The sequence below is a fragment of the Streptomyces sp. NPDC006610 genome (genome assembly GCF_040611575.1).
In the GTDB taxonomy this organism is placed as follows: Bacteria; Actinomycetota; Actinomycetes; order Streptomycetales; family Streptomycetaceae; genus Streptomyces.
Genome location: NZ_JBEXOP010000014.1, coordinates 63,531 through 77,462 on the forward strand (window position 1 = coordinate 63,531; position 13,932 = coordinate 77,462).

12 protein-coding genes are annotated in these 13,932 nt (G+C 75.5%); 3 read left to right on the forward strand and 9 right to left on the reverse strand.

All coding sequences use genetic code 11. The features are described from left to right. The first annotated feature begins 61 nt into the window (after positions 1-61). From ABZY13_RS14050 to ABZY13_RS14060, 3 genes are all read left to right on the forward strand, one after another. Positions 62-1,693, forward strand: a complete 1,632-nt coding sequence (locus ABZY13_RS14050) for an AMP-binding protein (RefSeq protein WP_356630241.1) — start codon at positions 62-64, stop codon at positions 1,691-1,693. A gap of 109 nt (positions 1,694-1,802) precedes the next feature. After that, positions 1,803-2,780: an iron chelate uptake ABC transporter family permease subunit gene (locus ABZY13_RS14055; RefSeq protein WP_356630421.1), complete on the forward strand. Its 978-nt coding sequence runs from the start codon at positions 1,803-1,805 to the stop codon at positions 2,778-2,780. Further along, a complete protein-coding gene (locus ABZY13_RS14060) occupies positions 2,777-3,847 on the forward strand; it encodes an iron chelate uptake ABC transporter family permease subunit (RefSeq protein ID WP_356630243.1) in 1,071 nt (356 codons plus the stop codon). Before ABZY13_RS14055 ends, ABZY13_RS14060 begins: the two co-directional genes overlap by 4 nt. Here the strand turns inward: ABZY13_RS14060 and ABZY13_RS14065 are convergent. The 9 genes from ABZY13_RS14065 to ABZY13_RS14105 all read right to left on the reverse strand — a co-directional run bounded on the left by ABZY13_RS14065 (position 3,844) and on the right by ABZY13_RS14105 (position 13,917). Then, positions 3,844-5,421, reverse strand: a complete 1,578-nt coding sequence (locus ABZY13_RS14065; protein WP_356630245.1) for an ATP-binding cassette domain-containing protein — start codon at positions 5,419-5,421, stop codon at positions 3,844-3,846. The genes ABZY13_RS14060 and ABZY13_RS14065 overlap by 4 nt on opposite strands. Further along, the gene (locus tag ABZY13_RS14070) at positions 5,418-6,245 is read right to left on the reverse strand and encodes an ABC transporter permease (protein ID WP_356630247.1); all 828 of its coding nucleotides are present in this window, start codon (positions 6,243-6,245) and stop codon (positions 5,418-5,420) included. Before ABZY13_RS14070 ends, ABZY13_RS14065 begins: the two co-directional genes overlap by 4 nt. Beyond that, on the reverse strand, positions 6,242-7,201 hold the full coding sequence (locus ABZY13_RS14075) for an ABC transporter permease (RefSeq protein ID WP_356630249.1): 960 nt from the start codon (positions 7,199-7,201) through the stop codon (positions 6,242-6,244). Before ABZY13_RS14075 ends, ABZY13_RS14070 begins: the two co-directional genes overlap by 4 nt. Continuing rightward, the gene (locus ABZY13_RS14080) at positions 7,198-8,766 is read right to left on the reverse strand and encodes an ABC transporter substrate-binding protein (protein ID WP_356630251.1); all 1,569 of its coding nucleotides are present in this window, start codon (positions 8,764-8,766) and stop codon (positions 7,198-7,200) included. Before ABZY13_RS14080 ends, ABZY13_RS14075 begins: the two co-directional genes overlap by 4 nt. Positions 8,767-8,879: 113 nt before the next feature. Then, entirely contained in the window at positions 8,880-9,665 is a 786-nt protein-coding gene (locus ABZY13_RS14085) for a class I SAM-dependent methyltransferase (protein WP_356630253.1), read from the reverse strand. Beyond that, complete coding sequence (locus ABZY13_RS14090) at positions 9,662-10,918, reverse strand: MFS transporter (protein WP_356630255.1); 1,257 nt, start codon at positions 10,916-10,918, stop codon at positions 9,662-9,664. The genes ABZY13_RS14085 and ABZY13_RS14090 overlap by 4 nt, the downstream gene beginning before the upstream one ends. Next, positions 10,902-11,963: a dipeptide epimerase gene (locus ABZY13_RS14095; protein ID WP_356630257.1), complete on the reverse strand. Its 1,062-nt coding sequence runs from the start codon at positions 11,961-11,963 to the stop codon at positions 10,902-10,904. The genes ABZY13_RS14090 and ABZY13_RS14095 overlap by 17 nt, the downstream gene beginning before the upstream one ends. Continuing rightward, entirely contained in the window at positions 11,960-13,075 is a 1,116-nt protein-coding gene (locus ABZY13_RS14100) for a pyridoxal-phosphate dependent enzyme (RefSeq protein ID WP_356630259.1), read from the reverse strand. Before ABZY13_RS14100 ends, ABZY13_RS14095 begins: the two co-directional genes overlap by 4 nt. Continuing rightward, positions 13,072-13,917 (reverse strand): DUF364 domain-containing protein, encoded by an 846-nt coding sequence (locus ABZY13_RS14105; RefSeq protein WP_356630423.1) that lies wholly within the window; start codon positions 13,915-13,917, stop codon positions 13,072-13,074. Before ABZY13_RS14105 ends, ABZY13_RS14100 begins: the two co-directional genes overlap by 4 nt. Positions 13,918-13,932: the final 15 nt, after the last annotated feature.

A 13,932-nucleotide genomic window follows, 5' to 3' on the forward strand; every position in this document is an offset into this window, starting at 1 on the left:
CAGGCTTGACCCCGAAAGGACGTTAGGTAAGCCTTTCCTCATCGGCAGGCGGGAGTTGAGGATGCTCGACGGTTGGGTGCCCTGGCCGGACGCGGCGGCGGCCGCCTACCGCGCCGCGGGCTACTGGCAGGGCAGGCCGCTGGACCGGCTGTTGCGCGACCGGGCGGTACGCTCCCCCGGACGCACCGCCCTCGTGGACGCCGCCGGCCACCGCTGGACCTACGCCGAACTCGACCGGCGCGCCGACCGTACGGCTGCGGGTCTGCACCGGCTCGGCATCGGCGCCGGCGACCGGGTGGTCGTCCAACTGCCCAACACGGACGCCTTCGTGGTGCTGTTCTTCGCCCTGCTCAGGGCGGGCGCGATCCCGGTGCTGACCCTCCCCGCGCACCGCGAGAGCGAGATCACGCACGTCGCCGAGGTCGCCGGCGCCACCGCCTGCGCGATCCCCGACGTGCACGACGGCTACGACCATCGCGTCCTGGCCCGCGCCCTGCGCAAGGCGGTGCCGTCCGTCGCGCACGTCCTGGTGGACGGTGACCCCGCCGAGTTCACCCCGCTCGCCGGCCTGGACGCCGAGCCCGTGCCGCTGCCCGAGCCCGACCCGGCCGGCGTCGCGGTGCTGCTGCTGTCCGGCGGCACCACCGGCAGGCCCAAGCTGATCCCCCGTACGCACGACGACTACGCCTACAACGTCCGGGGCAGCGCCGAGGTCTGCGGCTTCGACGAGTCCACCGTCTACCTCGTCGTCCTGCCGGCCGCCCACAACTTCGCCCTCGCCTGCCCCGGCCTGCTCGGCGCCCTGGCGGCCGGCGGCACGGTGGTGCTCTCCCCCACGCCCAGCCCGGAGGACGCCTTCGCGCTGATCGAGCGGGAGCGGGTGACCGTCACCGCCGTGGTCCCGCCGATCGCCCTGCTGTGGCTGGACGCCGTCGAGTGGGAGGACGCCGACCTGTCCTCGCTGGAACTGCTCCAGGTCGGCGGCTCCAAGCTCGGCGCGGAGCCCGCCGCCCGCGTCGGCCCCGTTCTCGGCTGCGCCCTCCAGCAGGTCTTCGGCATGGCCGAGGGGCTGCTCAACTACACCCGCCTGGACGACCCCGCCGGCCTGGTGACCGGCACCCAGGGCCGGCCGCTGTCCCCCGCCGACGAGATCCGGGTCGTGGACGCCGACGGACGCGACGTTCCCCCGGGAGCCACCGGCGAACTGCTCACCCGCGGCCCCTACACCCTGCGCGGCTACTTCCGGGCGCCCGAGCACAACGCGCGCGCCTTCACCGAGGACGGCTTCTACCGCACCGGCGACCTGGTGCGTGTGCTGCCCTCCGGTCATCTGGTCGTCGAGGGACGGGAGAAGGACCAGATCAACCGGGGCGGAGACAAGATCTCCGCGGAGGAGCTGGAGGACCACCTGCTGGCCCACCCCGGCGTGCACGACGCCGCCGTGGTCGGCGTCCCCGACGACACCATGGGCGAGCGCACCTGCGCCTGCCTGGTGCCGCGCGGCCGGGCCCCGACGCAGCGGCAGCTCGCCGAGTTCCTCACCGAACGCGGTCTCGCCGCCTACAAGCTGCCCGACCGGGTGGAGCTGATGGACTCCTTACCGCGGACCTCCGTCGGCAAGACCGACAAGAAGGCGCTGGGCCGGCGGATCGCCGAGCGGCTGCGCGCGGAGGAGGGCGGCGGTGCCGGCTGAGGCCGACCGGGCGCCCGCCGGGGCCCGCACACCGACCGGGGCCCGTCTCGCGAGCCTGCCGCACCGGCCGTCCCCGCGGGCCGCGCGCCGCCGCGCCTCGACCCGCACCCTGGCCGTGGCCGGCGCGCTGCTCCTGCTGACGACCGCCGTCCTGCTCAGCCTGGCCGTCGGATCCCGGTCCCTGCCGGTGTCCGTGGTCTGGGACGCGCTGCTGCACGACGACGGCTCCACGGCGAGGGCGGTGGTGTGGGACGTACGGGTGCCGCGCACGCTCGCCGGGGTCGCCGCCGGGGCCGCCCTCGGCGTGGCGGGCGCGCTCATCCAGGCCCTCACCCGCAACCCGCTCGCGGATCCGGGGCTGCTCGGCGTCAACGCGGGCGCCGCCGCCGGGGTCGTCCTCGCCGTCACCGCGCTCGGGCTGACCAGCCTGTGGGCATCGGTGTGGTTCGCGCTGCTGGGCGCCGTCGTGGCCGGGACGCTGGTGCACTCGCTGGCGTCCGGCGGGCGCGGCGGGGCCACGCCCGAACGCCTCGCGCTGAGCGGCGCGGTGATCGCCGCGGTGTTCACGGGCGTGAGCCAGACGGCGATGCTGCTCGACGCGCAGACGCTGGACCAGCTGCGGTTCTGGAGCGTCGGCTCACTGGCCCGCGCCGACGACGCCACGCTGCGCACGCTCGCGCCGTTCGTCGCGGTGGGCCTCGCCCTGGCGCTGGCGCTGGTCCGGCCCCTGAACGCGCTCGCGCTCGGCGACGACAGCGCACGCGCCCTCGGCGCCCACGTCTCCCGCACCCGCGGCGTCGGCCTGCTGGCCGTGACGCTGCTGTGCGGCGCGGCCACCGCGGCCGTCGGCCCGCTGGTCTTCGTCGGCCTGGCCGTCCCGCACATGGCCCGCATGATCGCCGGCGCCGACCAGCGCTGGACGCTGCCGCTGTCCATGCTGCTGGCCCCCGCGCTGCTGCTGTACGCCGACGTCCTGGGCCGCATCGTGGTCCGCCCCGACGAACTGGACGCCGGCGTGGTCACCGCCGTGATCGGCGCACCCGTGTTCATCGCCCTGGTCCGCCACCGCCGGACGGTGGGGGCATGACGACCGCGCACCGCGCCCCCGCCGCCCCCGCCCGCTCCCGCGTCGTCCGCAGTCCCGCGCAGCGGCTGTCGCTGCGCGTCGACGTCCGCGCGGTGACGGTGTGCGTGCTGGTACTGGCCGCGACCGCCGGAGTGGGCGTCCTGGCCCTGGGCACCGGCGAGTACACGATCTCCCCGGCCGACGTGGTGCGCACGCTGCTCGGCAACGGCAGCCGGCGCACCGACTTCGTCGTGGGCCGGCTCAGGCTGCCGAGGCTGCTGACCGCCGTCCTGGTCGGCGCGGCGCTCGGGCTGAGCGGCGCGCTGTTCCAGAGCCTGACCCGCAATCCGCTGGGCAGCCCCGACATCGTCGGCTTCACCTACGGCTCCGCCACCGGGGGCCTGCTGGTGGTGCTGGTCGCCGGGGGCGGCGGGGCGCGGATCGCGTTCGGCGCGGTCGGAGGGGGCCTGGCCACCGCGGTGCTGGTGTACGCACTGGCCTGGCGGCGCGGCATCCACGGTTACCGCCTGGTGCTGGTCGGCATCGGGGTCAGCGCCCTGCTCCAGGGCGTCAACGCCTACCTCCTCGCCAGAGCCCGCTTCACCGAGGCGGCGCAGGCCATGGTGTGGCTCAACGGCAGCCTCAACGGGCGGGGCTGGCAGGACGTCCGCCCGGCCGCGGCGGGGCTCGCCGTGGTGCTCCCGCTGGTGCTGCTCGCGGCGGGCAGGCTGCGCGTCCTGGAGATGGGCGACGACGTCGCGGGCGGCCTGGGCGTGCCCGTGCAGCGCACCCGGCTGACGATTCTGGTCCTCGGCACGGCCGCGTGCGCCGTCGCCACCGCCGCGGCCGGTCCCGTCCCGTTCGTCGCCCTCATCGCCCCCCAGCTGGCCCGCCGCCTGACCGCCGCGCCCGGCCCCAACCTCCTGCCCGCCACCTGCACCGGCGCCCTCCTCGTGGTCGCCGCCGACTTCGCCTCCCAGCGCGTCCACGACTCGGCCCAGCTGCCGGTGGGCGTGGTGACCGCGGTGATCGGCGGCCTGTACCTGGGGCTGCTGCTGCGGCGGCAGCGGAGGGCGGGGCGGATCTAGGACCGGCACCCGGCCCCGGCCGGTCCGGTACCGGCTTCCGGCGGCGGCCGGTCCAGGACCGCCCCCCGGGGGGCGGCCGTGAACGCGTACCGCTCGTCGGCCAGGATCTTCTCGGCCGGCCCCTGCTCCACCACCTCGCCCGCCTCCACCACGGCGACCCGGTGGGCGGCGCGGGCGGTGTCCAGGTCGTGGGTGACGAGGACGAGGGCGAGGCCGGCGCCCTCGCGCAGCAGACCGGCCAGCAGGTCGAGCAGGCCGCGGCGGGTGACGGTGTCGAGGCCGGAGGTGATCTCGTCGCAGATCAGCACCCGGGGCCGGGCGAGCAGTGCGCGGGCCAGGGCGGCACGCTGGAGTTCGCCGCCGGACAGGGCGCCGGGCGGCCGGAGCGCCGACTCCTCGGGCAGACCGAGGCGGGCCAGGAGCGCGAGGGCCTCGGCGCGGGCCGTCGCCTCGTCGGCTCCGCGCAGTCGTACGGCGGTACGGGCGACCTGGCCGAGCACCGGACGGAACTCGTCGAAGGCGGCGCGGGCGTCCTGGAACACGTACTGCACGGCGGCCAGTTGATCCCGGCTCCGGCGGCGGAGACTGGCCGGGAGCGGGCGGCCGTCCAGCAGGATCTCGCCGGTGTGCTCGCGGTGCAGCCCGGCGAGGCAGCGGGCGAGCGTGGTCTTGCCGCTGCCGGAGCGGCCGACGACGGCGAGGCATTCCCCGGCGTGGAGGTCGAGACGGGGGGCCCGGAGGACCGCCCGACCCGAGTGGCGTGCCGTCAGATCGCGTATCTCCAGGACCGTTGCGCCGGCGTGCGGTTCGTGCGGCTGGGCCGGTGTGCCGGTGCCGAGGAGCCGGCGGGTCCACTCGTGGCGCGGGGCGAGCCACAACCGCTCGGGCGGGCCCGACTCCACGACGCGGCCCGCGCGCAGCACCAGGACGTCGTCGGCGAGGGCGCGGACCACGTCGAGGTCGTGGCTGAGCAGCACCACGGCGATGCCCTTCGCGGCCACCGCGGCCAGTTCCTCGACGATGCGGCGTTTGGTCGACGCGTCCTGTCCGGTGGTCGGTTCGTCCGCGACGACGACGCGGGCGCCCGACAGCAGCGCCTGGGCGAGGACGAAGCGCTGCTGCTGGCCGCCGGAGAGCTGGTGCGGGTAGCGGCGCAGGAGGGCCTCGCCGTCCGGGAGCTGGGCGTCGGCCAGGGCGCGCAGCACCTGGGCGCGGGCCGCCGCGCCGCGCTCGCGGCGCGGCAGGTGCCGTACCCGGGCGCGGGCGATGTCGTCGAGGAGCGCCGAGACCCGGCGGGCCGGGTTGAGGGCGGAGGCCGGCTGCTGGGGAACGTAGCCGACGGGGCCGCCGTCCGGCACGCGCACCTCGCCGGTGACGCGGGCCCCCGGCGGGTACTCGCCGAGCAGCGCGAGGCCGGTGGTGGTCTTGCCGCTGCCGGACGTGCCGACGAGGGCGGTGACCCGGCCGGGCAGGACCCGCAGGTCGACGCCGTCGACGACGGCACGTCCGCCGATCTCGACGCGCAGGCCGCGGATCTCGGCGACGGGGCGCGGTGCGCCGGGCTCATGGGTCACGTCGATCGTTCCTTCTCACGTCCCGCACGGGCGCCGTCCGTGCTCCGTCCGTCCAGTGCCGCGTCGAACAGGAGGTTGGCGCCCATGGTCAGGGCGACGATCAGCAGCGCGGGCGCCACGACCGCCCACGGCTGCACGGACAGGCCGGTGCGGTTGCGGTCGACCATCACCGCCCAGTCGGCGGCGTCCGGCGCGACGCCCACGCCGAGGAACGCGGCCGTCGCCACCAGGTAGAGCACGCCGGTGAGGCGCACGCCCGCGTCGGCGGCGAGGGTGCGCAAGGTGGCGCGGCCGACGTAGCCGACGGCGATCCGCCACCAGGTCTCGCCCTGCATGCGCAGCGCCTCCACGGCGGGCCGGGCGGCGGCCTCGGTGGCGGCGGCGCGGACGATCCGGGCCCCGTCCGGGATGTTGACCAGAGCCACCAGCAGCGCCAGCCCGACCGCGCCGGGCTCGACCACGGACGCCACGAGCAGGATCAGCAGCAGCGACGGCACCGCCAGCAGCACGTCCAGCGGGCGCATCAGCAGGTCCTCCAGCAGGCGCCGGTGGGTGAGCGCGGCGATCAGGCCGAGGGGCAGGGCGATCGCGTAGGCGAGGGCGGTCGCCGCGAGGGCGGTCAGGACGACGGGCCGGCCGCCGTGCAGCACCTGCCGCCACACGTCCCGGCCCACGAAGTCGGTGCCCAGCCAGTGCCCGTCGCCGAGGGTGAACGACACGGTGCGCGGCCCCGGTTCCCCCGCGAACAGCGGTCCGAGCAACGCCAGCGTCAGCGGTACGGCGACGACGACGGCCCCGAGCGCGAAGCGCGGCACGCGGCTCATGCGGCCACCCCCGCCCGGGGCGCGAACCGGTGGGCGACCAGGTCGGCGCCGAGGTTGAGGACGACGGTCAGCGCGCCGAACACCACGGCGAGCCCCTGCACGACCGGCACGTCCCGTTCGGCGACGGCGTTGAGCAGGACGGTGCCGAGTCCGGGGATCACGTAGAGGGCCTCCACGACGATGACGCCGCTGAGCAACCAGTCGACGGTGCGGGCCAGTTGCTGGGCGGCGGGGGCGAGGGCGTTGGGCAGTGCGTGGGTGTAGCGGACGCGGGCGGCGCCGATGCCGTAGCGGCGGGCGTGGACGGTGTACGGGGCGGCCAGCGCGTCGACCATGCCGGCCCGCACCAAGCGGGCCAGCGAGCACACGGGCCGGGACAGCAGCACCAGCACCGGCAGGACGAGCGCGGCCGGGTGGGCGAGCAGGTCCGTGCCGTAGCCCACGGCGGTCGGCGGCAGCCAGCCCCACTGGAGGGCGAGGACGGTCACCAGCAGCACCCCGAGCGCGAACTCCGGCACCGCGTACACGGCGAGGGCGACGGCGCTGACGATCCGGTCGACCGGACCTCCCTCGTGCCGTGCGGCCAGCACGCCGAGGCCGAATCCGAGCGGCACCAGCAGCACCACGGTGAGGGCGGCCAGCAGCAGCGTCGGCCCGAAGCCGTCGGCGATGTACTGGGCGACCGGCCGGCCCGACGTCAGGGAGGTGCCGAAGTCTCCGTGGAGCAGCCCGGCCGCCCAGTCGACGAGCCGTTCGTGCGCCGGCCGGTCGAGGTGCATGGCCTCCCGGATGGCCTCGATGCGCGCCGGGTCGGGCTGGTCGCCGGCGAGGGCGACCGCCGCGTCGCCCGGCAGCGCCTCGGTGAGGGCGAAGACGAGCAGCACGACGGCTGCCGTCTGCGCCACTCCGAGCAGCAGCCGCCGGGCGACGAAGGAGCGCAGTCCGCCCGGTCTCACGCCAGCCAGACCTTGTCGAACCGGGCCCAGTCGAGCGTGTTGGCGGGGGCGTCGCGTTCCACGCCGCGCACGGTGCGGGCGGTGCCGAGGATCCAGTCGGCGAAGCCCCACACCAGGAAGCCGCCCTCGGCGTGCAGCCGGCGCTGCATCCGCTCGTAGACAGCGGCGCGCTCGGCGCGGTCGCGGGTGGACTGGGCCTGCTGGTAGAGGGCGTCGAAGTCCTTGTGGTGCCACTTGGTGGCGTTGGTGGTGGAGTCGGTGAGCAGCCGCTGGGAGATGTGCGCCTCGATGGGCATGGCGCCGGAGCGGTAGCAGGACAGGGTGCCGGAGTCGAGGATGTCGCTCCAGTAGGACTCCTTGCTGCCCATCTTGACCTCGACGGTGACACCGGCCTTGGCGGCCTGGTCGCGGAAGATGCTGGCGGCCTCGGTGAAGCCGGCGGCGACGGCGGAGGTGTCGAGGGTGACCTTGAGCTTCTCGGCGCCGGCCTGCTTGAGCAGGGCGCGGGCCCGGTCGAGGTCCTGCTCGCGCTGCGGGAGGCCGTCGGCGTAGTACTCGTAGCCCTTTCCGAACAGGTCGTTGCCGATCTCGCCGGCTCCCGCGAGCGCGCCGTCGACCAGTTCCTGCCGGTCGGCGATGAGGAAGAACGCCTGCCGCACCCGCTTGTCGTCGAAGGGCGGCCGGTCGGTCTTCATCGCGAAGGCCTGCATGGCGCTGTTGCGCAGCCGCACGATCTCGATCTGCCCCTTGCCCTCGTGGGCGCGGCCGGTGGTGGGGTTGAGTTCGTGGGCGTACTCGACCTGCCCGCCGAGGAGGGCGTTGACGCGCGCCGACTCCTCGTTGGCGATGACGAACTCCAGCTCGTCCAGGTAGGGGGCGCCGTCCCAGTAGTCGTCGTAGCGGCGGACGACGGCCGAGCGGCCCGGCGCGAACGACACGAAGCGGAAGGGGCCGGAGCCGATCGGTTCGGCGAAGTCGGCGGCGCTCTCGGGGACGATGTACGCGCCGAACGCGGCGAGCACGTTGGGGAATTCGGCCGTGGGCCGCTTGAGCACGAACTCGATGCCGCGCTCGCCGTCGGCGCGGCTGGCGTCGAGGTCGATGGGCTCCAGGGACGCCTTGGCACGGAAGGCCTGCTCGGGGTCGGCGATCCGGCGGTAGCTGTAGAGGACGTCCGCGGCGGTCACCGGGCGGCCGTCGTGGAAGGTCGCCGGGCGCAGGGTGACCTTCCAGCGGTCCATGGCCTTGTTGGACTCCCAGCCGGAGGCGAGGCGGGGCTCGGCGGCGAGGTCGGGGCCGTAGTCGGCCAGTTTGTCGAAGAGCGCCTTGGCGCGGGCGACGTCGACGAAGAGGTTGGCGAGGTGCGGGTCGAGGGTCTCGCTCGCGCCGCCCCCGGCGAAGGCGGCGCGCAGGCGTCCGCCGCGGCGGGGCTTGGCGTCGCCGCCGTCCGCCGGACGGTCGTCGGCGTCGCCGCCTCCGCAGCCGGTGAGGGCGAGTGCGGCGGCGCCGGAGGCGGCGGCGAGGAAGCCGCGTCTGTGCAGGCCGGGGAAGTGTCGGTGGTCCATGAGCGGTCCTTGGGGTGGTGGGGTGCGGATGGTTCGGACATGCGGATGGATCGCATGGATCCGATGGATCGCATGGATCCGGTGGAGCGAATGGTGCGGTGGGAACGAACGCGTCAGTGGGGGGTGGGGGTCAGGCGGGCGACGACGTGCAGGCGGTCGCCGTCGGCCGTGGCGCCGGGCAGCCGGCCCTCCTGCCAGGGCGGTTCGCTGCGCGGGCCGGGGCCGTCGAAGAGTTCGAGGACCTCGAAGCCATGGGCGGCGAGGACGTACCGCAGCTCCTGCGGGAACAGCAGCCGCCAGGCGGACCGCTGGGCGAGGGGAGGTGAGCCGTCGTCGCGGGTCCAGACGCGGACACGGCGCAGGAGTTGGGCGGTGCGGTCGACGGTGAGGGTGGTCGTGGAGCGGTGGGTGACGCCCTGCCAGGTGAAGCTGTCGGTTCTCGGCGCGTCGAGCAGGTCGGTACGGCCCAGGAAGTAGGCGCCGTTGCGCATCTCGGCAACGAGCAGGCCGCCCGGTGCGAGGGCGCGGCGGCAGGAGGCGAGGCAGGCGTCGAGCTGGTCGTTGGTGTGGCAGTACAGCAGGGCGCTGTCCAGGCACGTCACCGCGTCGAAGGCGGCCCGGCCGAGGTCGAATCCGTGCAGGTCGGCGCGGACGTAGTCGGGCCCGGGGTGATGCTCGCGGGCGTGGGCGAGCATCGCCTCGGACAGGTCGGCGCCGGTCACGGTGCGCCCTGCGCGGTGCAGATGGGCGGCGTCGCGTCCGGTGCCGCATCCGAGGTCCAGCACGCGGGGACCGGCGCCGTGCCGGCGCAGGCAGTCCTCGGTCCAGCGGGCGGCCAGCCGCTCGGGGTCGGGGAAACGGGCCTCGTACAGCTGGGGGTTGTCGGTGAGGAGGTTCATCGGGGGCTCCCTTGCGGGGTCGCCGGCACGGCGGGCTCGGGGCGGACGGGCAGCGCGTCGCGCCGGTGCAGCCGGGCCACGGCCGCCGCGGAGGCGAGTCCGAACAGCGCGCAGCACACCCAGGGCAGCCAGGCGGCGCCGCTCTCGCCGGTGTCCATGGTCCAGCCGACGACGGTGTTGCCGACGGCGGCGGCGACACCGGAGACGACGTAGAAGACTCCGTAGTAGGTGCCGGTCAGTCCGGGCCGGCCGAAGCCGGGGATCAGCTCCATGACGAACGGCGAGGCGACCATCAGACCGATGTACAGGAGCAGCACCCCGGTCAGGACCGCGACGGCGGCGAGCGGTCCGCCGGCCGGGGAGCCGGCGACGAGGGCGGGCGGCAGGAAGGCGAGGCCCATCAGGGTGAGACCCGCCGCGATCCAACGGCCGCGGCTGCCGCGGCTCCCCAGCACGCGGGTCAGGCGCAGTTGCAGCGTGAGGTTGGCGACGGTGCCGACGAGGAAGACCAGGCCGGCCGCGCCGTCCCAGCCGGTGGCCTCGCGGGCGCCGGCGGGCAGGAGGAGGTAGAGCTGGTTCTCCAGGGTGAACATGCCGACCATGGCGAGCGCGTACGCGACGAAGGCGCGGTTGCCGACGACCTCCCGCCAGTCCGCCAGCACCCCCGACCCGCTCGGCTCGGTCTCCCGTGCGGGCAGCACCAGCGCCTGGGCGACGGTGAGGGCGGCGAAGACGCCGGCGGCGGTGAGGGCGGAGGTGCGGAAGTCGACGAGGAGGAGCAGGCTGCCGAGCAGCGGCCCGATCAGCGCCCCGGCCGTCGCGAACACGTTGAACAGCGCGAACGCCTCCGCCTTGCGCTCCCCCGCCTCCTGGGCGACGTAGGCGCGCACCGCGGGGTTGAACAGCGCCCCGGCGAGGCCGCTGAGCACCGAGGCGGCGAGCAGCACGGGCAGACCGTCGCCGAGCGCGAACAGCCCGAAGCCGAGCGTCCGCAGACCGCAACCGGCGATGATCACGCCGCGTGCGCCGAGCCGGTCGGCCGCGGAGCCGCCGACGATGAACAGGCCCTGCTGGCTGAGGTTGCGCACGCCGAGGACGACGCCGACGACGGCCGCGGACATGCCGAGGTTCTCGGTGAGATGGGTGGCCAGGTACGGGACGAGCAGGTAGAAGCCGGTGTTGACGCCGAGCTGATTGACCAGGAGCAGCCGGACGGCGAGCGGGAAGGTGCGGACCTCACGCCACGTCTGCACGGTTCACCTCCCGCGGTTCGACGCCGAGGCCGGGCAGGTCGCTCGCGCGCACGCGGCCGTCCTCGCCGCCGATGCCGGTCCACGGGTCGTGGGCGAGCAGCAGATGCCCGTCGAGGTCGGCCCAGCGGGCGCGGTCGGCGAGGTGGACGGCGGGGGCGATGCCGAGGGTGCTGGCGGTGAGGCAGCCGAGCATCAGCTCCGTGCCGCTGCCTTCGAGGGCCTCGGCGATGCGCAGGGCCGCGTGGACGCCGCCGCACTTGGCGAGCTTGACGTTCACCCCGTGGACGCGTCCGGCGAGGCGGCGGGCGTCGGCGAGGCCCACGGCGTCCTCGTCGGCGATGACGGGCAGGGGCGAGCGGGCGGCGAGGGCGGCGAGCGCCTCGGGATCGCCGGGCGCGAGGGGCTGTTCGACGGCTTCGACGCCGAGTTCGGCGAACCGGGGCAGGAGGGCGTCGGCCTGGTCCGGGGTCCAGGCGCCGTTGGGGTCGAGGAGGAGGCGGACGCCGGGGGCGGCGTCGTGGACGGCGCGGATGCGGGCGACGTCGTCCTCGGGGTCGGCGGCGCCCGCCTTGACCTTGAGGATCTCGAAGCCGGCGGCGGCCAGTCCGCGGGCCTCGGCGGCGGCGTGGCGGGGCGCGGTGATGCCGATGGTGCGGGCGGTGGGGGCCGAGGGCGCGGTCGGGGCGCCGAGGAGGCGGTGGACCGGGCTGCCGGCGCGCTTGCCGGCCAGGTCGAGCAGGGCGGCCTCGACGGCGGCGGTCACGGCGGGCGGGTGGTCGTGGAGCGCCGGGTCGCCCTCGCGCAGGGCGGCCAGGGCGGTCTCGGGGTCCGGGAAGCGGGCCAGACCGTCGCCGGCGGCGGTGAGCAGGCGCTCCAGGGTGCCGGTGTCCAGGCCGTAGTAGACGCTGGTGACGGCCTCGCCGTGGCCGTTCAGGCCGTCGTGCTCGACGGTGAGCAGGACGGCGTCGCGGGCGGACATGGTGGAGCGGGATATGCGCAGCGGCTCGGTCAGTTCGAGGCGCACGGTGCGCAGGGTGGCCTTCACGGGTTCTCTTCCAAGGGGTCGGTCCCCGCGGGCCGTGCGGCCCCGGGAGCCTTCAGCGGGTCGGTGACGCGGGTGCAGCGGACCCAGCCGGTTGCCTCGGCGGCGCGGGGATGCGGTATCTCGACGGGGCGGGTGGCGGCGGTGGCCGGGTCGAGGCCGTGCGCGGTGGTGAAGTCGTCGTCGTAGACGGTGCTTAGGTAGCGGTGCGGCCCGTCGGGGAAGACGGTGGCGACGACCGCGCCGGGGTGGACGCGGGCGGCCCAGGCGGCCACACGGGCGACCGCGCCGGTGGACCAGCCGCCGCTGACGAAGCTGCCGCGCGCGAGTCTGCGGCAGGTGTCCACCGCTTCGGCGGGGCCGACCCAGTGGACCTCGTCGAAGGCGTCGTAGGCGACGTTGCGCGGGTGGATGCTGCTGCCGAGGCCCCGCATGAGCCGGGTCCGGGCGGGCTGGCCGAAGATGGTGGAGCCGGTGGCGTCGACGCCGATGAGCCGCAGGGCGGGCCAGTGGCGGCGCAGCGGGCCGATGATGCCGGCGCTGTGACCGCCCGTGCCGACGCTGCACACCAGGACGTCCAGATGGTCTAGCTGTGCGGCGAGTTCGGCGGCGAGGGAGGCGTAGCCCGCGGTGTTGTCCGGGTTGTTGTACTGGTCCGGCCAGTAGGCGCCCGGCAGCGCGGCGAGCAGTTCCCGCAGCCGGGTCAGCCGGGCCGCCTGCCAGCCGCCGCGCGCGGCGGGCCGGTCGACGATCTCCAGACGGACGCCGTGCGAGCGCAGCAACTGCCGCATGAAGGGTTCGAGTTCTCTGTCGCCGACGAGGACGACGGGGTGGCCGAGGGCCTGTCCGGCGAAGGCGAGGCCGAGGCCGAGGGTGCCGGAGGTGGATTCCACGACCGGCGCACCGGGCCGGAGTTCGCCGCGTTCCCGGGCGCCGAGCAGCATCGACACGGCGGCGCGCGCCTTCATTCCGCCCGCGGCGAGCCCTTCGAGCTTGGCCCAGAAGCCGGGGTGCGGACCGGGCAGGTCGGCGGTGATGCGGGCCAGGGGGGTGCGGCCGAGCAGCGCGAGCAGTTCGCCGCGGCCGGCGGGGCGTACGGGGGCGGTGGTGGTCATCGGGCGTCCTCCGAACAGGGTCCGCCGTAGCGGTGGACGGCGCCGGGTCCGCCGTCCAGCCAGAAGAAGGGGTACGGCTCGGCGCACACCGCGCTCACGCCGTCGCCCAGGAAACGGGGCAGGATCGCGCTGCCGGTCTGCGCGAACATCACCAGCTGCTTGCCGTGCGTCATCGCGTGCCCGCGCAGGGCGTCGAAGGTGCCGTTGCCGAGCGTCATCCCGGAGACCAGCAGCGCGTCGCAGCGCCCGGCGGCGGCGAGGGCGTCGGCGACGACGGGCTCGCCCCATTCGGTGACGCCGCCCTTGAGGTCGCACGGGACGTAGCGGAGCCCGCGCGAACGCAGCGCCTCCAGCAGGGAGTTGACGACGCCTACGACGAGAACCGTGGCGCCGGCGGGCAGGTCGAGCAGTTCCACGACCGCCTTGGCCCGCGCCCGGGACTTCTCCAGCGACGATCCGGCCGCGAGAGCCAGCGGGCGGGCGCCGTGGGCGGGTGTGTGCGGGGTGAGGTGCATCAGGTAGGCGTCGAGGGCGGCCACCCGGACGGGGGCGAGCGGATGGTCCAGCAGCCGGGCGACGTCGGCGCCGACGCAGTCTTCCAGCGCTGTGCCGGGCAGGGCGCCGGGCTCGGTCGCGCAGGAGCCGACGACCTCGGCCAGGCGCAGGCTGAGGACCTCGTTGCGGTAGCCGGTGCCCCGCCCGTCGTGTCGCACGGCCTGCAGGGTGAGGAAGGCGACGGCGATGCGCAAGTCCTCGGGGTCGGGCCCGAGTTCACCTGCGCGGGCCCGGTCGACGAGGTCCTGGAGGCCGCGCAGCCCGGGGGAGGACGGCGGGCGCCCGATGGTCGTGCCGACGGC

Excerpts from the sequence above, each read along its gene's own strand:
- ABZY13_RS14050 (WP_356630241.1), top strand. The coding sequence starts at position 62 with ATGCTCGACGGTTGGGTGCCCTGGCCGGACGCGGCGGCGGCCGCCTAC.
- ABZY13_RS14060 (WP_356630243.1), top strand. The coding sequence starts at position 2,777 with ATGACGACCGCGCACCGCGCCCCCGCCGCCCCCGCCCGCTCCCGCGTC.
- ABZY13_RS14070 (WP_356630247.1), bottom strand. The coding sequence starts at position 6,245 with ATGAGCCGCGTGCCGCGCTTCGCGCTCGGGGCCGTCGTCGTCGCCGTA.
- ABZY13_RS14080 (WP_356630251.1), bottom strand. The coding sequence starts at position 8,766 with ATGGACCACCGACACTTCCCCGGCCTGCACAGACGCGGCTTCCTCGCC.
- ABZY13_RS14085 (WP_356630253.1), bottom strand. The coding sequence starts at position 9,665 with ATGAACCTCCTCACCGACAACCCCCAGCTGTACGAGGCCCGTTTCCCC.
- ABZY13_RS14100 (WP_356630259.1), bottom strand. The coding sequence starts at position 13,075 with ATGACCACCACCGCCCCCGTACGCCCCGCCGGCCGCGGCGAACTGCTC.